A 22,144-nucleotide genomic window follows, 5' to 3' on the forward strand; every position below is an offset into this window, starting at 1 on the left:
TTAAGGTCTCAATGAGAATGTGCGCGGGCCAAGCAGGTGCGGCAGCTGCCCCTGAACCCTGTCCAGCCAGCGGCAAAGCATAGGCCTGGTCTCGCGGGGATCGATGAGTTCGTGAACCGCAAGCGCCTCGCTTCTTGGAAACGGTGACTGGCGAGCCGCCAGCATCTCCTCAAGCTCTTGTCGCTTGGCATCGGGATCCTCAGCGGCGGCGATCTCTCTACGATACGCAACTGCGACGCCGCCTTCGACCGGTAGCGGTCCGCTTTCGGCGGAGGGCCAGGCGAGGACATACGGCTCAGGTCCATAATGGGCGGCCTGAGCGACGCCAAAACTCCTGCGGACCATGACCGACGCCCATGGCACCGTGGTCATAGCGGCTGTGATCACGGTCCGGGCGCCATGGCGGATGGTTGCTTCCTGTTCGGCTTTCGAGCCGATCATGAAGCCGGGCTCGTCGACAAAAGCCACGATCGGGATGTGGAAGGTCTCGCAAAGCTCGATGAAGCGCTGTGCCTTCTGGGCGCCATCGGCTGTCATTGAGCCAGCCAAATGCCGACCGTCATTGGCCCAGACCCCAACGACATGACCGTTCAGCCGGGCAAGGCCTGTGATCTGGCTGCGTCCATAGCCCTTTCCCATTTCGAAAAAGCTGTCGTGGTCGAGAATGAGGGAGAGTACGCGCCGCATATCAAACGCCCTGCGCCGCTCCCGCGGGACGATATCAAGCAGCGCCTCTTCTTGCCGATCGACAGGGTCATCACAGCCAACGACGGGCGCGAGTTCCCATACATTGTTCGGCATATAGGACAGGAAGCGGCGGATCTGGGCAAGTGCTTCTGTCTCGTCTTCGGCGGCGTTGTCGACGGCGCCGTTGCGGGTATGGATTTGCACGCCACCAAGCTCATCCTTGGTTAGCTTCTCGCCCATTGCACGCTCAACGACGGCCGGCCCGGCCACCAGCAGCTGGGCGGTAGATTTCGACATGACCGAAAAATGTGACGAGACAAGCCGCGCTGCCGGCAAGCCGGCTACTGCCCCAAGTGCGGCTGATGCCACGGGGAGTGTGCCAAGCGTCTGGCCGACCGATTTAAACCGTGACGGAGAGAAGACGGGCCCCGGCAAGCTCGGTCCGCCGGAGCCGCCGACGCTACCGCCTGCGCCTTCATGCAGGCGCACCAGAGGCATTTTGTATTGGAGCGCCAAATCTTCAGCATAGACCGATTTACGAAGGCCGGCCGGAGACGGCGAGCCGCCTTTCAGGGTAAAGTCCTCGCCGCCGACGACGATCTGGCGTCCATCGACATTTGCGAAACCGAGCACAAAATTGGCCGGCTTAAATTCCAGGAACTCACCATTTTCACCGCGCTCTGAGGCGCCCGCGGCTTTTCCTATTTCCTCGAAACTGCCCTCGTCGATCAGGGCTGCGATACGCTCGCGAATAGTCAGGCGGCCCTTATCATGCTGGCGCTGAATGTCCGCCTCGCCACCCTGCAATATGGCTCGCTCGCGGCGGCGCCTGATTTCATCGACTTCTGATTTCCAGCTCATGGTCGCGACATTCGCCCTTGGCTGCAAAGAAGTCAAAAACCGTCGCCGGCCTAATGTAAGGCGCCATAGTTTCTCAGCTTCGCCCTTGGACGCGTAAGAGAACGAAGTTCGCTTTTGAGATTTAGCAGCCTCGTCGATGGCATAATCACCAGTTATGAGAAGCCCCCCCTGCCCCGGCTTGACCCAGCCAGCGCTGGACCACTTCATAGCGCTCGCCCAAACATCGGAGCGAGGCCAAAAAATGAATGCCAAATCTGTCACACGCGATGCGCTGTTCAACGCGGTCTGGGACCGGCCGCTAAACCAGGTCGCCGTCGATTATGGGATTACCGGGACCGGCCTTGCGAAGCTTTGTGATCGCCACGCGATTCCTCGTCCACCGCAGGGCCACTGGATCAAAGCCGAGCATGGGAAGGCGGCTCGGCGGCCAGCGCTCCCTGAAGCGAAAGATGGAACGCCCACGCTGATCACAATCGTCCCACAAGGTCCAAATCTCCGATCATCGGGGAATGCTGGCGATGGCCTCGCCGAAGCGGGGCTGGAGGCCCCGAAGGCATCTACGATGGTCGTTCCCAAGCGCCTCGCCAACCCGCACCCGATCGTGCAGCGCTGGCTGGACGACTATCAACGCAGTACCTTCCGAGCGTCGCAGGACCACACCGGTTGGGCAATCAAACCATCGCCATGGACCGAAATCGACCGCCGGCGCCACCGGATCATAAGCACCATTCTGAAATCGCTGAGCACAACCGGCATCGCGGCCGAGCAAGACGCCAACAAATTATGCATTTGCCGTGGGCCTGATCGGGTTGAAATCGCGCTGCGCGAAAAGCGCAAACAGATAAAGCGAGCGATCAATAAAGAGGAGCGCCGGTGGCTGTACGACGATCGAACGCATGTGACCGAACTCGAGCCGACGGGCACACTTCTCTTCGAGATCAAAGAGTGGCTCTCAGGCATTAAGAAGACTTGGCAGGAGAAAGATGAGTCCCTGCTCGAGGAAGAGGTCCCGGAGATCGTCCGCACACTGATCTTGGCACTACATCTGCAGAAGCAGCGGAGATTGGAACGTGAGGCGCAACACCGGGAGTATGAGCGTAAGCGACAGCTTGAATTGGAAACGCAGAGACAAAGAGAGCGCGAGCAGAAACGCTGGGACGATCTTGTCGCTCACGCCAAGGCCTGGAAGGAGCGAGAGTTGGTGCGCGAGTTCTTGGATAAGCCGGGCAACGTGGAGGCGATTCAAGATCGTCTGGCCGATGGCCTCTCTACTGAGGACTGGAATGCCTGGCTGCGATCGCGGCTCTCCTGATTACATCTGTCGATTTCCATTTTTCCAATTGAGCTGAGCGTCATTGAATAATGCGGTATGTGGGAAAGAGATCGGTAGCTTTGTATCTACCTCTCACCCGCCGCATCACTTGCATAAACTTCTGCCTTCGCAATAAGCCGTGTAAATCCAGCCATTGATATTGATAACGGAGCGATAGCTCATCGTTTCTTCATTCTCATAGGGCAGCCATCCGCCAAAGCCGTAAATCACCTCGCCTGAATCGAGCAGCAAGGTTACGGCGTGGCCGTCAAAGTGGTATTGTCCTTGGACCGGGCCTGAAGTTTTGCCGCCCTCCAAGGTTGAAGAAAGCACGGTCCCGGCCATGAAGCGCCCGTCGGGCTGCAGGATAAGCCCATAAGATTCAAGGGAGGAAAGCTGCCGCCGGCCATCAAGCAGCTGGTCCATGGTTTTGCGTGTGGTGCCAATCCTCAGATCCAGACGCTGGCCCGCCTCGAAAGGCTTATAGAACTCGCCGATAGAGAGCTTTTTCTTTTCGTCATTCTCAAGCGTGAAATGCTCGGAGAACCATTTCGCGCTTTTTGATAATGTTCTTATCTCAATGCCGTTCGCTGGGTCGCCTTCCTTCCAGCGCCAGACATAACGTTCGCAATTATTGTCTTTGTGCCAAGGCGTCCGGGTCGTGTCATATGGATCGAACATGGCCGGGTCCCATTGCATGCAAGGGAAGGCGCTGATGCGCGAATCTTCTTGCCTTTCCGGAAACAACAAGAGTGCGTGCGCTCCGGTCAAGCCTGCATGAGTGATTGCATCTAGTCCATTGTCCGCCCTCAGCCGAACAAGATGGGCGGGTTTGTGCTCTTGAGGATAAAGGCTGGCGAGACCGTCGACCGTGATTTGTGCTCTGACCTGTTCGAACGGCGTCTTGCTTTCAGCAATCTGATAGCGGGTCATGAGAAATTCGACGATGTCCTGGTGAATCGCCTCGGCGGTATGGCCTCTGTCTGAGACGACGCCGCGGGTCGGCACGCCGCCGAGAATTTTATTCTCCTCGACCGCTTCGTTTAAAATCATTGCGCTCTGCAATCCGCCTTTTTCCCAATGGCCCATGGATATCAGCTTGCAGCGGGCGCTGGCCCCAGCGGACGTTGCTGAATAGCCTGCAAAAGATTTATGGGTTTCCGCTTGGGCGAGTGACGGACAATCGGCGCGTTCGGTGAAGAAGGTTTTTATAAACTCAAATTTCTCCTCCTGCGTGAGCTCGGGCCGCACATCACTGACGACGGCGACGCGAATATCCGGGAGGTCCGGGCGAGTCAGGTAAAGGCTGTTGCTGGAATAGCTGATGGTCCAGCCTGGCGGTGCGATATCCTGCGCTTGCGCAAAAGAAAGGGCCAACCCTGTCATGGCGCCAGCGAGCGCCGTCAGTGTTTTTAAAAACATTGTCTTCTTTCTGAAAAGATCACTCAGTGGGACAGGCGCGTTCCAGCACTTTTTCGTAGTCGAAGTCCCGTGTCCGCCAATTACGGTTGTCGCAGTAGAATTCACCGGATTGATTGTAAGGCGATCCGTGGTCGTCGCATCGCGTCAGGCGCTTGTCGCATTCTATGATCTCGGGGCAGCCCCAAGTCTCGCAATTCTGGTAGTCAGTGACTTTCGCGCAGGAGATAATGTGTTTGCGCGCTTCCTTGCGGCACGCCTCGATCTTCGCGTCCGGCTGCGCCTTCTGGCTTTCTTCGTTTGAGGAGGGCGCGGCCGCAAAAGTGCTGGGTCTTATTTTGCTCCTGTCGACAACGATCTCGAAATCGCGGTCCTTGCAATATTGCCGCATCAGCGCCGCAGTATTGGGATGAAGTTTTAGCGTCCCGCCGGAGGGCGCGCTCTGGCAACTTTTCAGGATCGCCGCTTTGATCGGGTCGCCAGCGTCCATCGCTTGCTTGATAGCCGCGTCATAGTTCGGTTTGGGCTTGTCTGCTTCAGGTTTGTCCGTTTTGGCCTCTTCGGCTGCTGGCTTGGCCGGGGCCTTGGCGGCTTCATCGTCACGCGCCAGCGCCGCGCGCAGTTCGGCGGCGGCTTCGGACGACACTTCTACTGATGCGGCTTTTTCTTCGGCCAGGGCCTTTCCCTCCACAGGGAAGACCTGCTCCATTCGTTCCTCGATGCTGGGAGGCGTCCCAAACATCGGCAAAGTCTTTGCTGCGGCGACAGCGCCGAGTGCGCATAATGCGGCTAAAAGGCTTCCCCCAGTCTTCACGATACCCCTCCGGCATTTGTGCGGCGGACGAAATGCGCTGCGCCTCTCATTAAAGCCGGAGTTTAGCCAGAATGACAATAACCGATACGGTTATTGGCGCGGCGGCGACATCTTGGTACCCCGTGACGTTCACACTCGTTCATCGGCCAGATATTGTCATGTCTTTGCAAGTAAACGAACATTTGCGGATGGTCTGGAACTGGGGGAATTTCCTCCAGGAGGATACGAAACCGCGCATCATCGATACGAAAACCGGCGAAACCCTCTGTGTTCTCGACGGGCACTCGGACTATGTGCGTGGTTGTCGCTTGCTCGACGACAAGACATTGCTGACATGGTCAAATGACCAAACCTTGCGGTTGTGGCGCCTTGACGGAACCTGCGTCGCGGTTCTTGAAGGCCATGAAGGATATATAAGCAGCGTTCTTGACCTCGGCGGCAACCGGATCGCTTCATCGTCAGGCGATGGCTCGGTCCGTATCTGGTCCGTTCCGGATTGCACGTGTCTCAAGCGCCTGGTGTGGGATGCCAATGCGGCAAACGATACGCCGACGCTTTTCTGTGCGCAGGGTGATCGTATGGTCGTCGGCTTCGATCAGCGAATTTTGCTCGCGAATCCCCTCTCAGGTGAGGCTCTGTCAGAAACGCGCACCAGTCAACATTTTCCGCACGCCCAAGCCTATGATGACGCACATTTTATGATTGTCGCCGATGATTGTATAGAACTGTTGCGTTGGAACGACGGCGAGAGCGTCAGTATCTTGCAAGTCGATGACGGCTGGCCGCAGATCCTGTGCGGCGCTGAGGACCAGCTCCTGACGGCGTCTGTCGACCGCACATCGAAGCACCGCCTTTCCTTCCGGCTTTGGCGCTGCTTGACCGGAGACTTGCTGGCGAGCGCCGAGATTAGCGGCGCTGAGGCGCTCTCCTTGGCGTTCGACCGGACCGGCGAGCGTGTTGAGGTCTGCACGAAAGATTATCGTCGTCTGACGCTGGCGCTGCCTTCACTGCAAGTGATTAAAAAGACTGGCGTCAAAAGCATGAAGGCGGAAGGCTTCGACGTATTTGCGCCTGACCTCCGCCGGATTGATGCGGATAAGGGGAAGAGCCTCAACATATCCTGGCTGGACCGGCGCTCGGCGCATGCGGTTGATTTTCCTGAACGGGAAGAACGTCCGGATTTCTGGGAGTCCGGCGCACTGGCGGATGGCCGCCTGGTGCTGAAATTCCCCGATCAGTGGCGCATCTGCGAAGATTCCATGAAAGAATATGAAGCCCTTTCCGATGCGCATATGAGTGCGGCGCACCCGGATTATCTTCAATCCCTAGATCTGCATCTGCGCTTGAATGGCGATGCGCAAGCACTTGCGGCTTTTGCGGCGCGCGCGCGGGGGGTTTCAACTAAAGCTGTTTCAGGCGCTATCGCGTCTCTGCATGAGGACGAGCTCTTAAAGGCGAGTGAAAGAGCGGGCCTTTTGCTGGCGCCGGGGCGCGACGGATCTGTCATTGGTTTTGCGCCCCTGATCGGCGCCATCTGGCGTTTGCGGCAGGAAGGGGATGGATTCGACCTTATCTGTCACGACGATGCCCAGGCCTTTATTCACGGAGAGCCTGTCATTGCGCCGGACGGCGTTTTGCATCGATGGACCGAGGAGGGAGCGAGGCCCCTGACTGCTTCCGGCGGGGATGCTGTCGTCGCCGTCCAGCCGGAATTTCGCAGTCGGACGACAAGCTCCCGCTGGCGCGGCAAAAGTGAACTTCTCGTACGCAGCGGGACAGGTCTTTGTGTTTTTGATGTCACGACCGGCCGCAAGATGACATTTCTGGATGGCGGGCACGGCATGGGAAATTGGGGGTTTCGCGAGCTTGCCGGCGGGCCTGTCATCACATGGAGCCGTCTCTCCTTACGCAGTTGGGATCCGGTTTCCTATGCGCCGCTTGTGGAATTGCAGGACCCGGAGGATTGGGGGCCGGGTTATGAGGTAGTGAAAACTGCTGGCGATCGTCTTGCATTCTCACCGGGCCTTCATACGCACGATAACAGGATCATGCTGTGGGACGGTCGCCATAACCTGACAGTTTATGGCGGACACAGCACCGAGATCGGAGGTATCTGTATGCTGAAGCCGGGCGTCTTCCTCTCCAAGAGCGCGGACGCATGGCGCGGCGGAGAGCTGCATTTATGGTATTGTCAGAAGAACTTGGCTTGAGCCGGATATCCCGACGGCCCTACTCTCTGCGCATGACCAAACCTCCATTCCGCTACTTTAAGACGTCGCCTGAGATCATCCGCCTCGCCGTCATGATGTATGTACGGTTCCCACTATCTCTTCGGAACGTCGAAGACCTTCTCCACGAGCGGGGGATCGAAGTCAGCCACGAGACGGTCCGGTACTGGTGGAACCGGTTTGGTCCAATGTTCGCCGGCGAGATCAGGAAGCGCCGATCCCAGCAACTTCGCCAGATCACTCAATGGCGATGGCATCTGGATGAGGTCTTCGTGAAGATCAACGGAAAGACGCATTATCTCTGGCGAGCTGTCGACCATGAAGGCGAAATTCTCGAGAGCTATGTCACCAAAACCCGAGATAAATCAGCGGCCTTGCGCTTCCTGAAGAAAGCGATGAAGCGATATGGGGCACCGAAGACTGTCGTGACAGATCGGCTCAGGTCGTATGGAGCTGCGATGAAAGAGATTGGAAATATCGACCGCCAGGAGGTCGGTCGCCATCTCAACAATCGAGCGGAGAATAGCCACTTGCCATTCCGACGACGAGAGCGGGGTATGTCGCGTTTCAGGCGAATGTCGAATTTGCAGAAATTCGCTTCAACGCACGCCTCCTTCTACAACCATTTTAATCTCGACCGTCACCTCAACTCACGATCCCGATTCAAACATAACCGTGACGTCGCCCTCCTAAAGTGGCGCCAGCTTCTCGCGGCCTGAGAGCGTTTGCCCACAGTTAGCAGAGACGAGTTTGCGTTTGTCTGACGACGCCGCCACGCACCCCTGGATTTGAAGCCAGGTCTCGCAAAGCCCCGAAACGCCCGCCATTGGCGGGCTTTTTTTATGCCCGGCGGTCTCCAGGTTCATCAAACCCCCGATGTCGCGCCATGGCTTCCAGCTAGTATTTTTGCGAGATATCAACGGGCTATCGCCCCTGTCATGGCCCTGCAGGCAAGGCCATGACAGGGAACTGCCGGTCCTTTGCCCCACGCCCCATTCTCATACCACCATCGCCTCTGCCCTTAGGTCACTCTATTCAACTAGATTAATCTAATTTACCTTTCCTGAAATCCTGGTCGGAGAACCAGGACGATAAGGGAGGAATAAATGAGACAGAGATCACCGAGGCTGGTGGCTGCAAGCCTGACTGTTCTTGCTGCTTTCAACGGCGCCGCCATGGCGCAGGAGGAGACCGATACCGGGGCGACAACTGCCGAGGATCAAGAAGAAGACAGCGTCCGCAAACTTGACGAGGTCATGGTGACCTCAGTGAAGCGCGAGCAAAGTCTGCAGGATGTGCCTGTTGCCGTGACGGCTTTCACAGCCGACCTTCGCCAGGAACTTGCGCTGGACAGTCTTGGCGACTTCGCCCGCTTTACACCTGGCCTTGCATTTTCCGCTGGCGACGACCGCGTCTTCATTCGTGGTGTCGGCCGCCAAACGAACACGAACGGCTCCGATCCCGGTGTCGCGACCTATTCCGACGGTCTCTACGACGCATCGACACGTGCGGTTTCCAAAAGTGACTTCTTCGTAGAGCGCGTCGAAGTCCTGCGGGGGCCACAAGGGACACTCTATGGCCGCAACTCAATTGGCGGCGCGATCAATGTGATTTCCAAACGGCCGACCGATACGTTCACGAGCGAAGCGCGGGTGGAACTGGCAAACTACGACACTGTCACGGCAGAAACCGCCATCTCCGGTCCGATCACCGACAGGGTGCGCGCCAAGCTCGGCCTGTCCTATGCCAATCAGGATGAGGGATATTTCGAAAACGTCGCGGGTGGCCCGAACGAAGCAGGCGATCTGAAGACCTCCTATATCGAATTCCAGCTCGAAGCCGATCTGGCCGATAATTTTTCGGTCTGGATCAAGGCCGACACCACGGAAGGCGACTTTCTCAACCGGACAACGAATCTCGCCGGCCCTTACGATGTGTCCCCTTTCCCGACAGGCTATCTCACGCCCGGTCCGGCGTTCGGCTATTCACAGGCCAATCTCTTCCTGGCGGGTGATGCCACATCCAATCCCGGCGAGAACGATATCCGCAAGTTCAACGTCAATACGACGACGCACTCCACGCTGGACGATGATTTCGGGTTCTCGGCCATCGCGACGTGGAATCTGGAGAATGTCGATATCAAGTATCTTGGCGGATATCGGACCTATTTCTACAATTCCTTCCGGGACGACGACGATACCAATGTCCTTTCCTATTCCTTTCCTCTGGATCCGGCCAATCCGGCCGCGGGCGAGGTCTTCACCGGGGGACCCAACTGCGCATTCCTGCAAGTTGCAGTCGGGCCGATCTGTACGCCGGCAACCGTCTTTCCCCAGCGCACATTCGACTACACCGAAGACAAGGAGTTCTGGAGCCACGAGCTGACAGCCCAGTCCTCGGGCGATAGCGATCTCTGGTGGATCCTCGGGGCCTATCTCTATGAGGAGAACTTCCTTCAGGAGTCGCACTTCGGTAACGCCGCCCAGCCTGAAATCCTTGCCCCGGTCGGCGGCCCTGCCAATCCGAGCGGCGACTATGTGACGGCCATTTCGGACATCAACACCAAGTCCTACGCCCTGTTCGCACAAGCCGACTACTCCATAACGGATACGCTGACTCTCACGGGCGGCCTTCGCTACTCGATGGACGAGAAGGAAGGGTCGGAATTTCTGAGGGTCATCGCCTATGGCGTTATTCCCGGCTTCACCCTGGGCGGCTCAGGCAATCTCACCCCGGCACTGGATTTGACCTCTTCAACCGTATCGAATTCGGATGCGCCTGGTGTGGCCAGTCTGGTTACCATCGACCCCGTCACAGGCCTGGCCCAGCGGGACCTCTCCGGAGAATGGGATGCCGTATCCGGCACTGCCGCCATTCAGTGGCAACCCGATGCGTCCAGCAACTACTTCCTTCGCTATAGCCGGGGCTACAAGTCAGGCGGCTTCAATGCCGGCGGGATCAGCCAGTTTCCGCAAACCAATGAAGAGCTTCTCGATGCGATCGAGATCGGCGCCAAGAAGTCATTCAGCGAGACCTTCCAGCTGAATGCGACCGCCTATCTATACGCCTATGATGGCTTGCAGGTCCCGCTCGATGTTCAGGAGAATGGCATCCAGCTCACCCGCTTCTTCAACCTGGAGGATTCGCGGGCGCAGGGGATTGAGCTTGAAGCGAACTGGACGCCGACCGACGCGCTGCGCGTCCTTGCGACCTATGCTTACAACGACTCCGAAGTGCGCGAGGCGTGCTGTTTTGTGGATGTCGCTGACCCGCTGGCACAGCAACCAGGCGCCCAGCCTTCCGGTCCGGCCTCGGGCGGAAACCAGCCACAGGATCTCAAGGGCGAGATGTTGCCGCGGACCATTCCCAACAAGTTTGGTCTCAACGTCAGCTATGACATCCCGCTGGGGGCGAATGGCGACGTGACGCTATCGGGAAACTATTCCTGGCTCGACGAGACCTATCACGGCGTCTTCAACCGCTCATACACGCAGACCCCGGCCTATGACCAGGTCGACCTTGTCGGCCTGTGGCGCAATCCCGATGACACCCTGCAGGTCCTGGCTTATGTGAAGAACGTCTTCGACGAGCAGGGTTTTGACGGGGCGACCGGCACGTTCCGGGTCCAGCCGGCCGGCGTCTCGCAGACCCTCTATCTGACGCCGCCCCGCACCTATGGCGTCCAGCTCCAGATGAAATTCTAGCTGTACGCATGGAAACTACAGCCATCCGGAAAGCGGGCAAACTGCCCTGGAAGACCAAGCTCGTGTACGGCCTCGGAACCGTCGCGTTCGGCATCAAGGACAACGGGTTCAATGTCCTCCTGATGATCTACTACAATCAGGTCGTCGGCTTGCCGGCGGCCTGGGTGGGTCTCGCCATCATGATCGCGATGGTGGCCGACGCTGTTCTCGACCCGGTCATCGGGCAGTGGTCGGACAGCTTTCGCAGCAAGTGGGGCCGCCGACACCCCTTCATGTATGCGTCTGTTGTTCCGGTCGGCTTTCTGTACTTTCTCCTCTGGTCGCCGCCGATCAACGCCTCGGACACTATCCTCTTTGCCTATCTTCTGGTCCTGACCAGCGGGACGCGCATTGCCCTCGGCGTTTATGAAATTCCATCGACGGCGCTGCTGGCCGAGTTCACCCAGGATTATCACGAGCGGACCGAGCTTGTGGCGTATCGCTTTTTCTTTGGTGTGGTTGGCGGCATCCTGATGGGCGTCTTCGTCTTCAGCGCCATATTTGCTGACGATCCGACCGCGCCGGGCGGGCTTCTGGACCCATCAGGCTATCTGAAATACGCCGCCATTGCAGCGCCGCTCATGGCCATCTCCATACTTGTCTCCACGGCGGGTACGCATGGCCGCATCTCAACACTTGTGGCCCCGCCACCCCCGCCGAAAGAGCCGCTCATCCAGACCGTGCGCAACATGCTTGCGACACTGTTTCACCGCACCAATGCACCGCTTCTTCTGGGCAGTATTTTCGGCTCGATGTCGGGCGGACTGAGCGCGGCGCTCAGCATCTACATGCAGACCTATTTCTGGGAGCTGTCGTCGAGACAGATTGCCCTGCTCACATCGAGCGGCCTTCTCGGTGTGGTGCTGGCATTCGTGGTCGTCCTTCCCCTTTCGAAGCTGTTCGGCAAGAAATGGACGACGCTGACACTCTATTTCATCACGATGCTGACGATCGTCGTGCCTGTCGGGCTACGGCTGATCGGCCTTTTTCCGACCAATGAGAGCCCAGCGCTTGTGCCTTTGCTATTTACGTTCACGACGGTGACCGTGATGGCCGTCATCGCCGCAGCGATCCTCACAGCCTCCATGGTTGCCGATGTGACCGACCAGATACAGCTCAAGACAGGCCGCCAATCGGAGGGACTGATCTTTTCTGCTACGACCTTCGTCAACAAGACGGTGTCCGGCATGGGCATCCTGGTCTCAGGCCTGCTGCTTACGCTGGTCGGCTTTCCCGAGGATGCTGAACCTGGCGCCGTCGACATTACGACAACCAATGAACTCGCCATTGTGTTCGCGCTCTCGATCGCGGGCTTTGTAACGATGGCGCTGTTCATTATGAGTTTCTATCCGGTCACCCGCGCGGACCACCAGCATGCGGTGGATGAGCTGGCGCGCCGGCGCGCCGAAGGACTTTCGCCACCGAAAGGAGCGCCATGATGTGGCCTGAAGGGCGAAATCCTGTTGAGGACCTGAGCAGAGCGTATCCGATGTCATTGGCCGTCATGGTAGATGCGCCCCATAATTCTTACCGGCACCCAAGCCGCAGACGCTTCGCCGCAATCTGACGAGACGAAACATGGCAAAGACACCGAAATCCGACACATCGCGAGGCAGCGAAGACGCATCAATGAAGCAACCGAAAATTCAATATCCGCGTCGAACAGAACGCCGCCGCCGAACACGCGCTGCGATCCTCAAGGCAGCGGGGCACCATTTCCGCAAGGAGGGGTACGCCGCGACCACCATGCAGGCGATTGCCGACAGCGCCGACGTTCACGTCACCACACTCTTCATGCACTTCAAGACCAAGGCCGATCTGGCCCTGGCGCTGGTGCAGGACCGGACAGACGCGCTTCGCAAACGCGCTTTCGAGGCACGCGGATCGACCGGCTTCTTCGCGTTCTTCAGGCAAGAGGCCATTACCCGGGCAAAAACACTCGCTGAGGCAAAAAAACCCGAGACGACCTTCTGGAACGCTTTGCGAACCGACGCCGATCTGGCCTTTGCCTCAGCCAGCTCCAACACTGACCAGACGGACATTTTTGGCCGCTTCGTGGCCGAGGAATTCGGACTGGACCGCGAGGAGGACTACAGGCCGGATCTCGTTGCGCTTCTCCTGCTCGCCGCAACGGATCTTGCCTATCAAAAATGGATCAATTCGGACCGGCGGTCTGATCCAGTCAAAGAAATATCGGGCGCCCTTGATACGGCGGAACCTGCGGCAAGGCACATGCTCGGCCTCAAGAACTGAGCCTCACGCTATGGATTTGTAGCTGCGCAGATATAATATGGATAGACACCACTCGTTCATATACAAAACAGAGACCCCGGATAGCAGGCGACGCACTCAATGACTGACGCCCCCTATAAAGCGCCGGCCCTTGAAAAGGGCCTTGATATTCTGGAATGCCTTTCAAGTGTGCGCACGCCGTTATCCATTGCCGAGATTGCCCGAACCATCGAACGCTCACGCAATGAAATCTATCGTATGATCGTCGTGCTGGAGATGCGCGGCTATGTCGAGCGCACCGAGGACCCCGAAAAACTGCAACTTTCGAACCGTCTCTTTGAAGTCGGCATGCGATCTCCACCAAAACGGGATCTGCATGAAGCGGCCTTGCCCGAAATGTCCGCTCTCGCCGCCGAGATGATGCAATCGATCCAGTTGGCCGTGGTCAGTTCAGACCAGATTGTCGTGATTGCCAGAACTGAAAGCCCCGACGATGTTGGCTTTAGCGTCCGGCTCGGCCACAGACGGTCCATTCTCCATTCCGCCTCCGGGCTTGTCCTCTTTGCCTTTGCCGCGCACGCGCAGGAAAGCCGCATCCTCGAACATCTGAAGGCAGGCGGGGCCTCGCAGGCCGCGCTCGACACGCTGCAGGAGAACGCCGTGCGCATACGCGAAGCAGGCCATGTCTGCATGCCCTCGCGTATGGTGGACGGGGTCACAGACATCGGCGCCCCGATTTTTGATTCCGCCAGCGAGTCGGCAGTCGCCAGCCTTACTGTCCCGTTCGTGGTCACGCGGCGAACCAGGATTTCGGTGAATGATGCGCCCGCGCTCATCGCTTCGGCGGCTGATCGCATCTCCGCCGCGCTCGGGCACGAGCCACACACCGGCTAGGCGTGATGGAAAACCTCTTCCATCGGCACCCACCACTCTCCCGGCTCAGCTGACTCTAGCGGCTGCTGACACGGATCTGTGACAGCCCACCATCTGCGCGTCTCAGGGTCCTCCGCCATCCGGGCCATATCGGCCTCGAAATCCGTGCCGTGATACTCATAAATGCCGACCAGTAAGTTCTCCGGTTCGCGCAAATAGATACTATAATTGCGAATACCGCATTCGGTGATCTGTTTCAGGATCGCCGGCCAGGCATTGGCATGCAGCTCCTTATATTCAGACATCTTTTCGGGCTTGAGCTTTATCATCCAGGCTTTGCGTTGCATGCGCTTTCTCTCCCTTATTATGCCTGCGGCCGGTTTCGAGCCGCTCGACAACCGCCGCTCACCAATACAAACTTATTCATATACAAACATCCTGCTTGCATATGAAACACACTCATCGTACAACCTCGTGACTGATCGTCCAGATAAGGACGGCATCATGGGAGGAAATAAGGATGATCTTTGGCGTCTATAGCTATGGGTGTTCGGCTCGATGAGCGGAACACAGGGCAAATTCGAACCAACCGCTGAAAGCCTCAGCCAGCATGATGTGCCTGAGTGGTTCAAGGATGCCAAATTTGGCATTTTCATTCACTGGGGGCCTGCCGCGATACCGGCATTTGCGCCGCATCAGATGCAGATCGATCAGCTGGACACGACTGACGAGAAAGCCGGCTTTGCAAACACGCCCTATGCCGACTGGTACCAGAACACGATGCTTTTCGAAGACAGTCCGACGGCGAAATTCCACCGCGAAACCTATGGCGAGGACTACCCGTACGAAAATTTCGGCGCGGCCTTCAATGAAGCGCTCGATGCCTGGGACCCGGCCTCATGGGCGAAACTCTTCAAGCAGTCTGGCGCCCGCTATGTCGTCCTGGTGACAAAGCACCATGACGGGTTTGCCCTGTGGCCGAGCGACGTGAAGAATCCAAACAAGGACAACTGGCATACGACCCGCGACGTGGTCGGCGAGCTGGCGGAGGCTGTGCGTGCTGAGGGGCTAAAGTTCGGCGTCTATTATTCAGGCGGTGTCGACTGGACATTCAAGCACAAGCGGATCGAGAGCTTCGCCGACTTCCTGACATCCATGCCGGGCAAGGACGAGAATTATATCGACTACGCGAATGCCCACTACAGAGAGCTGATCGAGCGCTACAAGCCTGACTATCTCTGGAACGACATCGCCTATCCGGCCGAGAAGGACTCGTTTGAGATACTCGCAAAGTACTACAATGAAGTGCCGGACGGCCTGACCAATGATCGCTGGATCACACCGGACGGATCGCTTGCCACGGATGCTTTCGACCGCCCCGAAGGCCTCACCGGCATCATTCCGCCAAAGCCCCCTGTCTGGGATGCCCGCACACCGGAATACGGCATGTTCGACCGCATCCTGCCATTCCAGTGGGAAACGACACGCGGCATGGGCCATTCCTTCGCCTATAACCGCAATGAGAGCGACGAGGACTATATCAGCCGGGATGGCATCGCTCACATGCTGGCAAGCTCGGCCTGCTTTAACGGAAACGTCCTTCTGAATGTCGGCCCGCGCGGCGACACGATCATCCCGCCAGGCCAGGCATCCCGGCTTGAAGCGGTTGGAAAATGGCTGGAGACGGCGGGTCCTGCGGTACAGGACACCCGACCGCTCGCCATGCCGGAACCGACCGTCGCAGACGTGGCCATCGGGGCGACGCAAAACACCGAGGCTGGCAAGATCTATATTCATTTGCTCGGCGTGCCCGCCGTCACCGATGTAGAGATAGAGCTGCCTGACCAGATTGGCACCGTCACATCCGTCAACCAACTTGCGGGCGGCGTCAGCGACTGGACCGCCGAGGATGGAACCCTGCGGGTCATTGTGCCCGAATGGTCCGACACGGCCGTGCAGATCCTGGCTCTGGACGTATCTGCGTGATTACCGGAATCGACGCGCGCGATATCCGCTTCCCGACATCACGGGACAGCCATGGATCGGACGCGATGAATCCTGATCCGGACTATTCGTGCGCTTATGCGTCAATCGAAATGAGCGGCGGTGACCCCACCGGTCATGGTCTTACATTCACGATTGGACGCGGCAACGATTTGTGTGTTGCTGCGATCAAGGGTCTGGGAGTTCACCTAGTCGGACGTGAGCTTGACGAATTCGAGGAAGACCTCGGGCTCGCCTCGCGGCTCTTGCTGAATGACAGCCAATATCGTTGGCTTGGTCCCGAAAAGGGCGTGGTCCATCTAGCCGCGGCCGCCCTGATCAATGCCGTCTGGGATGCCCTCGCCAAACGCGCAGGCAAACCGCTCTGGCGCTATGTCAGCGACCTTTCGCCAGCGAAATTTCTCTCGGCGATCGATTTCCGCCATATCCGCGACTACCTGCCTGAAGCGGCCGCGCTGGAGCGTCTGGAGTCTCAGTACGCTGGCCGCGCTGACCGGATTGAGCGCCTCATGAAAGATGGCTATCCGGCCTATACGACTTCCGCCGGCTGGATCGGGTACAGCGACACTGAAATCGTGCGCAAGCTGAAAGCGGCACATGCCGAAGGCTGGCGGCATTTCAAGATCAAGGTTGGCGGTGATCTACGCCAGGATGTCGAGCGTTGCGCGCTCTTCCGCAACACGCTCGGCGATGATGTCAGGCTGAGTGTCGATGCCAATCAGGTCTGGGATGTGGCCGACGCAGTCACCGCCTCCAGGGCGATGGCGCCTTACGACATTTACTGGATCGAAGAACCGACAAGCCCTGACGATGTTATCGGGCACAAGGCGATCGCTGAACAGATCGCGCCCCTGAAACTCGCGACCGGTGAACACGCCCACAACAAGGTCATGTTCAAACAGTTCCTGCAGGTGGAGGCCATCGGCTTCTGCCAGATAGACGCCTGCCGGCTGGCTGGCGTGAATGAGGTGCTGGCCGTCATGATGATGGCGGACAAGGCCGGCATCCCGGTCTGCCCCCATGCCGGAGGGGTCGGGCTCTGCGAATATGTGCAGCACCTATCAATGATCGATTATGTTTGCATTTCAGGCACCATGGACGACCGCGTCATCGAGCATGCCGCGCATCTTCATGAGCATTTCCTCAATCCGATCGAAATCAGGAATGGCCGCTACATCGCGCCGACCAAGTCTGGCTATTCAATAGACATGTATCCGAAAAGCCTGGCCGATCACGAATTTCCGAATGGTGTGGTCTGGGCGGAGGAGGCTCACCCGTGACACTTCATATGGAGACCGCCGAAACTGGTAAGCTGCCGCGCTTTGGCCTCGGCGCGGCCGGGCTCGGCAATCTCTATAGTGAAATCTCTGAAGCCGAGGCGATGGATACGCTACTGGCGGCCCGTGACGCCGGGCTCGACCTTATCGACACCTCGCCCTTCTACGGACATGGGCTTAGCGAGCGGCGAATAGGTGACTGCCTCGCGCAGACAGGCTGGCGGCCTGCCCTCTCGACCAAGGTTGGCCGCGTCCTCGAGCCTGCGGGAGACAGCCCCGTCCCAGATAACGGCTTTGCATCCCCTGCCCCCTTCATCCCCCGCTTTGACTATTCGGCGGGCGGCATCCGGCGCGCCTTTGCAGGCAGCAGGTCACGGCTCGGCGTCGATCGTGTGAACACTCTCCTGCTGCACGATATCGGGCGCGTGACCCATTGTGAGGCCCATGAGGAAATCCTGTTGCAAGCGCTCCGGGAAGCCCTGCCGGAAATGGCCGCCATGAAGGCCGAGGGGCTGACGGCCCGCATTGGCCTCGGCGTCAATGAGATCGAAATCTGCCAGGAGGTGATCGGCCAGTTTGACCTCGACATTCTTCTCATCGCAGGCCGCTACACGCTACTGGAACATGAGGCGTCGCTAAACTTCCTCGATACCTGCCACGACCGCGGAATCCACGTGATGATTGGGGGAGCATTCAATTCAGGCCTGCTCGCCGCAGCGGCGGGGCAGCCTCTTCACTACGATTATGACAAAGCACCGGACTGGGCCGTCGAGAAGACCGCCCGGCTTCGTCAGATCTGCGCCCGATTTGAGGTTCCGCTGCCCGCCGCAGCGCTGCAGTTCTGCGCCGCTCATCCGGCCGTGGCGACTGTTCTCGCAGGTGGTCGAACCAGCAAGGAGGTTCGCCAGACCGCAGACTGGACGCGAACGAAAATCGATCCGGACCTCTGGGCCGCCCTTCAGGGTGACGGCCTGATTTCCGAGAATGCGCCGGTGCCTGCATGATGGCGAAGCTGGATGCCCATATGCACGTCTGGACGCTGGCTCGCGGGGACTATACTTGGCTCACGCCCGCGTTCTCTGAGATCTACAGGGATTTCAGCATAGACGATGCCTGGCCGGAGGCGCAGCAAGCAGGCGTCCAAAGTTGCATCCTGGTACAAGCCGCCGCGAGCGCTGCGGAAACCGACTTTCTTCTTTCCCTGAAAGCGGCGGACGAGCGAGTGGCGAGCGTTGTCGGCTGGATCGACTTTCAGGCTGAGACGGCCGCTGAAGAGGTAAGGCGGCACGCCGCACAAGACGGCCTGGTCGGTATCAGGCCGATGATTGCCGACCTTCCTGATCCCAACTGGATCCTGCAGGAGGCATGCGCTCCCGCTCTCAAAGCCATGAGCGACACCGGTCTTGTTTTTGACGGTCACGCCCGACCCGACCTGATTCGTGTGATGACCACGCTGGCGCAGCGCTATCCAGACCTCAGCATCGTGGTCAATCACGCTGGAAAGCCGCCGATCGCCAGCGGCAATCTTGGTGATTGGCGGGTTGATATAAAGGCACTTTCCGCCTGCCCGAACGTTTCAACGAAACTGTCAGGTCTGCTTACCGAAGCCGGCGCGCGCACCGACGACGGATCGATCGAGGGTGTCGTCAGTCACATAGCCAGTTGCTTCGGGCACGACCGTGTCCTCTGGGGCAGCGACTGGCCCGTGCTGACCATGGCTGGAAGCTATGCCGATTGGGCAGCGCAGAGCGAACGGCTCATCACGCAGTATTTTACCGGACACGAAGTCGCTGTCTGGCGAGCGAATGCAGAGCGGATTTACCTTGAAAATTCAGGAGGCCAGCGTGGGCAGGCTTGACGGCAAGACCGCTTTGATCACCGCCGCTGGCGCCGGAATTGGCCGGGTCTCCGCGATCGCGTTCGCGCGGGAGAATGCGCGGGTCATCGCCACCGATATCGATCCGGCCGCTTTGCAGACGCTCGCTGATACGGCCAATATCGAGACACATCTTCTGGACGTGACCGACAGCGCCGCCATCGCCGATCTGATCGATGGCCAGCAAGGTCTGGATATTCTGTTCAACGTCGCAGGATGGGTGCATCACGGGACAATCGAAGACTGCAGCCGGGAGGACTGGGACAAATCTCTCCTGATCAATCTGACGTCGATGTACGAGATGTCTCGCGCCGTCCTTCCGGGGATGGTGCGGCGGGGCAGTGGCGTGATCCTCAATATGAGCTCTGTGGCGTCGAGCGTCACCGGCGCGCCGAACCGGTTTGCCTATGGCGTCACCAAAGCCGGCGTCATCGGCCTCACCAAGGCGATCGCGGCTGACTATGTCGGCCAGAATGTCAGATGCAATGTAATCTGCCCCGGCACGGTCGACAGCCCGTCCTTGCAGGGCCGGATGCGCGCTCAGGGTGACTATGAAACGGCTCGCCAGGCCTTTGTCGCACGCCAGCCCATGGGCCGGCTCGGCACACCGGAAGAGATTGCAGAACTCGCCGTTTATCTCGTGTCCGAGGAATCCGCTTTCACGACCGGCGCGGTTCATGTCGTCGACGGTGGTTGGACCAATTAGGGAGATGTCGCAATGAAGCTTCTGAGGGTTGGTCCAGACGGGCATGAACGACCGGGCATTATCGACCAGAATGGTGACATTCGCGATGTCAGCGATCTGATCGATGACTGGGATGGCCCGGCGCTCGATGATGTGGTGCTGAACGAACTTCGCAAGGTCGATCTGACCACCCTGCCCCGCATGGATCCGGGCGACCGTATCGGGCCGTGCGTGGCCGGCGTTGGAAAATTCGTCTGCATCGGCCTCAACTATGCTGACCACGCAGCTGAAACCGGCGCCGACGTGCCAACCGAGCCGGTCATCTTCTTCAAGGCGACAAGCGCCATTTGTGGCCCGAACGACAAGCTTGAAATCCCCCGCCGATCGGAAAAGACCGACTGGGAAGTCGAACTCGGCGTCGTTATCGGTAAGCACGCGAAATATGTGAGCGAGGCCGACGCTCTCGACCATGTTGCCGGCTATTGCATCGTCCATGATGTATCTGAGCGCGCCTTCCAGCTGGAAGGCACCGGCCAATGGGTGAAGGGCAAGAGCGCTGACAAGTTCGGACCGATCGGTCCGTGGCTCATCACACGCGATGAAGTCGAGAACCCGCAGAACCTCTCCATGTGGCTCGACGTGAACGGGGAAAAGATGCAGCGCGGATCGACCGCGACCATGGTCTTTGGTGTGGCACACCTCATAAGCTATCTTTCACAGCATATGAGCCTGCAGCCGGGCGATATCATCTCGACAGGCACGCCGCCCGGCGTCGGACTGTCGATGACGCCTCAGCGTTTTCTTCGCGCCGGCGACGTCGTGACCCTTGGCATCGAGGGTATGGGGACACAGCGACAGGTCTGCATCAACGCCTAGAACGGCCGTAAAAAGAGGGACAGGAAATGGATATGGAAGAGATGAAATCGGAGTTTCTCGAAGCGCTTGAAGCGCCTTTGCAGCCGGACGCCCTGAAGGCTGCAGCAGCCCGCTGTGCGTCGTCGGCCAATGCATCTGACAAGGCCGACCGGCTGGCCATCGCCGCAACGCTGGCCCATGTCGCCTTCCTGGCACAAGACCGGATTGCCGAAACATATGATGCCCTGGCCGCCGGATGGACCAGCACGCCTGTAGATGCCGCGCCGATCGATCCTTTCGACCGTCCGGCCGAGCCCTCTCCAGACGGTCTGTGGGACGCGTACTGGGAGGTTGTCGAGGACGGCAAGGCCGGCAAGCTGGACGCCCTGTCGATCACGGCGCGCACGGCCGAGCTTGGCAAGTTCATGACGCCCCAGACCCTGGACCGGATTGCCGAATATGCGAGCAGGTTCGAAGGCGTCGATGAAGCAGCAGCGGGGCCCATGCCGGAGCTGATCACGCTCGAGACGCTGGCCGCCTGTCCGCAAGGATCGCTTGGCCGGCAATTTCATGACCTGATCATTGATAACAAGTTCGATCTGGAAGTGCTGGACCGGGACGCGATCGGGCTGGCCGACCTGCCGCAGCCGCTTGCCTATCTCAATACGCGGATGCTCCAGGCGCATGACCTCTGGCACATTACCGGTGGCTATGAGACGACCGCCCTGCACGAGATCGCCATTTCGGCCTTCCAGATGGCGCAGTTCGGCCACAACTACTCAGCGCAGTTTCTCTCGATCACCGCAGTCCTGGGGGCCGATGCGCCCGGGCCGGGCTACAGCGTTCTTATGGATACGATCACCAGTGCATGGGTGCATGGCCGACAATCGCCAGCCCTCATCCTTATTCCCTGGGAAGACATCTGGCATCAGCCAGTCGAAACAATTCGGGATAAATACGGCCTAAACCGCTATGAGAGTCCGCACCCACCCGCTCTCATCGAACGCGGGCAGGCAATAACGCAGAAGCTGGAAGTCGTTAAAGGTTTTTTCCAGCGTCTTGGCCACGGTCTTTCTCGGGCCTTCCTAGGCAAAACCGCCTGAACGAGGGATCGAAATCGCCTACGGGATAGTCCGATATTGGTAGAACCGGTTTGATCCTGTGTTTGCAAGCAAAATCAAAAATCGCTTCAAGCAAAACCGGGACGCGGCAATCCTCAATTAGCGTCAGCTTTTCGTGGTCTAAAGGCACCGGTTCGCCGGAAGCAGAGACGAGTTT

18 protein-coding genes are annotated in these 22,144 nt (G+C 58.6%); 14 read left to right on the forward strand and 4 right to left on the reverse strand.

The annotated features are described in order from the left end of the window. Complete coding sequence (locus Q1K29_RS10060; protein ID WP_300394202.1) at nucleotides 1–1,548, reverse strand: carboxyl transferase domain-containing protein; 1,548 nt, start codon at nucleotides 1,546–1,548, stop codon at nucleotides 1–3. A gap of 241 nt (nucleotides 1,549–1,789) precedes the next feature. Here Q1K29_RS10060 and Q1K29_RS10065 point away from each other — a divergent pair, with 241 nt between their 5' ends. After that, entirely contained in the window at nucleotides 1,790–2,860 is a 1,071-nt protein-coding gene (locus tag Q1K29_RS10065; protein ID WP_300394205.1) for a hypothetical protein, read from the forward strand. A 105-nt stretch (nucleotides 2,861–2,965) separates the two neighbouring features. Here Q1K29_RS10065 and Q1K29_RS10070 read toward each other — a convergent pair whose 3' ends face one another. Both Q1K29_RS10070 and Q1K29_RS10075 read right to left on the reverse strand, forming a co-directional pair. Further along, a complete protein-coding gene (locus Q1K29_RS10070; protein ID WP_300394208.1) occupies nucleotides 2,966–4,282 on the reverse strand; it encodes a hypothetical protein in 1,317 nt (438 codons plus the stop codon). 19 nt (nucleotides 4,283–4,301) lie between these two features. Beyond that, nucleotides 4,302–5,021 (reverse strand): hypothetical protein, encoded by a 720-nt coding sequence (locus Q1K29_RS10075; RefSeq protein ID WP_300394211.1) that lies wholly within the window; start codon nucleotides 5,019–5,021, stop codon nucleotides 4,302–4,304. Between the two features lie 143 nt (nucleotides 5,022–5,164). Between Q1K29_RS10075 and Q1K29_RS10080 the strand changes: the two genes are divergently transcribed. From Q1K29_RS10080 to Q1K29_RS10105, 6 genes are all read left to right on the forward strand, one after another. After that, nucleotides 5,165–7,303 carry a hypothetical protein gene (locus tag Q1K29_RS10080; protein ID WP_300394213.1) on the forward strand — a complete coding sequence of 713 codons (2,139 nt, stop codon included), beginning with the start codon at nucleotides 5,165–5,167 and terminating at the stop codon, nucleotides 7,301–7,303. 32 nt (nucleotides 7,304–7,335) lie between these two features. Beyond that, nucleotides 7,336–8,040 (forward strand): IS6 family transposase, encoded by a 705-nt coding sequence (locus Q1K29_RS10085; protein ID WP_366524202.1) that lies wholly within the window; start codon nucleotides 7,336–7,338, stop codon nucleotides 8,038–8,040. Between the two features lie 387 nt (nucleotides 8,041–8,427). Then, on the forward strand, nucleotides 8,428–11,025 hold the full coding sequence (locus Q1K29_RS10090; RefSeq protein ID WP_300394219.1) for a TonB-dependent receptor: 2,598 nt from the start codon (nucleotides 8,428–8,430) through the stop codon (nucleotides 11,023–11,025). An 8-nt stretch (nucleotides 11,026–11,033) separates the two neighbouring features. After that, complete coding sequence (locus Q1K29_RS10095) at nucleotides 11,034–12,503, forward strand: MFS transporter (RefSeq protein ID WP_300394222.1); 1,470 nt, start codon at nucleotides 11,034–11,036, stop codon at nucleotides 12,501–12,503. A gap of 139 nt (nucleotides 12,504–12,642) precedes the next feature. Beyond that, complete coding sequence (locus Q1K29_RS10100) at nucleotides 12,643–13,317, forward strand: helix-turn-helix domain-containing protein (protein ID WP_300394225.1); 675 nt, start codon at nucleotides 12,643–12,645, stop codon at nucleotides 13,315–13,317. A 99-nt stretch (nucleotides 13,318–13,416) separates the two neighbouring features. Continuing rightward, nucleotides 13,417–14,190, forward strand: coding sequence for an IclR family transcriptional regulator (locus Q1K29_RS10105; protein ID WP_300394229.1), 774 nt, complete (start codon nucleotides 13,417–13,419; stop codon nucleotides 14,188–14,190). On the opposite strand, the gene Q1K29_RS10110 is transcribed toward Q1K29_RS10105, so the two are convergent. Next, nucleotides 14,187–14,516 carry an L-rhamnose mutarotase gene (locus Q1K29_RS10110; RefSeq protein WP_300394232.1) on the reverse strand — a complete coding sequence of 110 codons (330 nt, stop codon included), beginning with the start codon at nucleotides 14,514–14,516 and terminating at the stop codon, nucleotides 14,187–14,189. The genes Q1K29_RS10105 and Q1K29_RS10110 overlap by 4 nt on opposite strands. 211 nt (nucleotides 14,517–14,727) lie before the next feature. On the opposite strand from Q1K29_RS10110, the gene Q1K29_RS10115 reads away from it, so the two are divergent. Genes Q1K29_RS10115 through Q1K29_RS10145 form a run of 7 tightly spaced genes read left to right on the forward strand, consistent with a single transcriptional unit; the run spans nucleotide 14,728 to nucleotide 21,969 of the window. Next, nucleotides 14,728–16,155 carry an alpha-L-fucosidase gene (locus Q1K29_RS10115; RefSeq protein WP_300394235.1) on the forward strand — a complete coding sequence of 476 codons (1,428 nt, stop codon included), beginning with the start codon at nucleotides 14,728–14,730 and terminating at the stop codon, nucleotides 16,153–16,155. Further along, nucleotides 16,152–17,453 (forward strand): enolase C-terminal domain-like protein, encoded by a 1,302-nt coding sequence (locus Q1K29_RS10120; RefSeq protein ID WP_300394237.1) that lies wholly within the window; start codon nucleotides 16,152–16,154, stop codon nucleotides 17,451–17,453. The genes Q1K29_RS10115 and Q1K29_RS10120 overlap by 4 nt, the downstream gene beginning before the upstream one ends. Beyond that, a complete protein-coding gene (locus Q1K29_RS10125) occupies nucleotides 17,450–18,454 on the forward strand; it encodes an aldo/keto reductase (protein WP_300394240.1) in 1,005 nt (334 codons plus the stop codon). The genes Q1K29_RS10120 and Q1K29_RS10125 overlap by 4 nt, the downstream gene beginning before the upstream one ends. Continuing rightward, nucleotides 18,451–19,308 (forward strand): amidohydrolase family protein, encoded by an 858-nt coding sequence (locus Q1K29_RS10130; RefSeq protein ID WP_300394243.1) that lies wholly within the window; start codon nucleotides 18,451–18,453, stop codon nucleotides 19,306–19,308. Before Q1K29_RS10125 ends, Q1K29_RS10130 begins: the two co-directional genes overlap by 4 nt. Next, entirely contained in the window at nucleotides 19,295–20,032 is a 738-nt protein-coding gene (locus tag Q1K29_RS10135; RefSeq protein WP_300394246.1) for an SDR family oxidoreductase, read from the forward strand. Before Q1K29_RS10130 ends, Q1K29_RS10135 begins: the two co-directional genes overlap by 14 nt. A 12-nt stretch (nucleotides 20,033–20,044) precedes the next feature. Then, nucleotides 20,045–20,887, forward strand: a complete 843-nt coding sequence (locus Q1K29_RS10140) for a fumarylacetoacetate hydrolase family protein (RefSeq protein WP_300394249.1) — start codon at nucleotides 20,045–20,047, stop codon at nucleotides 20,885–20,887. Nucleotides 20,888–20,919: 32 nt separating this feature from the next. Then, nucleotides 20,920–21,969, forward strand: coding sequence for a Coq4 family protein (locus tag Q1K29_RS10145; protein WP_300394252.1), 1,050 nt, complete (start codon nucleotides 20,920–20,922; stop codon nucleotides 21,967–21,969). Nucleotides 21,970–22,144: the final 175 nt, after the last annotated feature.

The organism is Henriciella sp., assembly GCF_029937755.1.
In the GTDB taxonomy this organism is placed as follows: Bacteria; Pseudomonadota; Alphaproteobacteria; order Caulobacterales; family Hyphomonadaceae; genus Henriciella.

Excerpts from the sequence above, each read along its gene's own strand:
- Q1K29_RS10145 (WP_300394252.1), top strand. The coding sequence starts at position 20,920 with ATGGAAGAGATGAAATCGGAGTTTCTCGAAGCGCTTGAAGCGCCTTTG.
- Q1K29_RS10095 (WP_300394222.1), top strand. The coding sequence starts at position 11,034 with ATGGAAACTACAGCCATCCGGAAAGCGGGCAAACTGCCCTGGAAGACC.
- Q1K29_RS10065 (WP_300394205.1), top strand. The coding sequence starts at position 1,790 with ATGAATGCCAAATCTGTCACACGCGATGCGCTGTTCAACGCGGTCTGG.
- Q1K29_RS10130 (WP_300394243.1), top strand. The coding sequence starts at position 18,451 with ATGATGGCGAAGCTGGATGCCCATATGCACGTCTGGACGCTGGCTCGC.
- Q1K29_RS10140 (WP_300394249.1), top strand. The coding sequence starts at position 20,045 with ATGAAGCTTCTGAGGGTTGGTCCAGACGGGCATGAACGACCGGGCATT.
- Q1K29_RS10060 (WP_300394202.1), bottom strand. The coding sequence starts at position 1,548 with ATGAGCTGGAAATCAGAAGTCGATGAAATCAGGCGCCGCCGCGAGCGA.
- Q1K29_RS10075 (WP_300394211.1), bottom strand. The coding sequence starts at position 5,021 with ATGTTTGGGACGCCTCCCAGCATCGAGGAACGAATGGAGCAGGTCTTC.
- Q1K29_RS10080 (WP_300394213.1), top strand. The coding sequence starts at position 5,165 with ATGACAATAACCGATACGGTTATTGGCGCGGCGGCGACATCTTGGTAC.
- Q1K29_RS10070 (WP_300394208.1), bottom strand. The coding sequence starts at position 4,282 with ATGTTTTTAAAAACACTGACGGCGCTCGCTGGCGCCATGACAGGGTTG.
- Q1K29_RS10115 (WP_300394235.1), top strand. The coding sequence starts at position 14,728 with ATGAGCGGAACACAGGGCAAATTCGAACCAACCGCTGAAAGCCTCAGC.
- Q1K29_RS10090 (WP_300394219.1), top strand. The coding sequence starts at position 8,428 with ATGAGACAGAGATCACCGAGGCTGGTGGCTGCAAGCCTGACTGTTCTT.
- Q1K29_RS10100 (WP_300394225.1), top strand. The coding sequence starts at position 12,643 with ATGGCAAAGACACCGAAATCCGACACATCGCGAGGCAGCGAAGACGCA.
- Q1K29_RS10110 (WP_300394232.1), bottom strand. The coding sequence starts at position 14,516 with ATGCAACGCAAAGCCTGGATGATAAAGCTCAAGCCCGAAAAGATGTCT.
- Q1K29_RS10085 (WP_366524202.1), top strand. The coding sequence starts at position 7,336 with ATGACCAAACCTCCATTCCGCTACTTTAAGACGTCGCCTGAGATCATC.
- Q1K29_RS10105 (WP_300394229.1), top strand. The coding sequence starts at position 13,417 with ATGACTGACGCCCCCTATAAAGCGCCGGCCCTTGAAAAGGGCCTTGAT.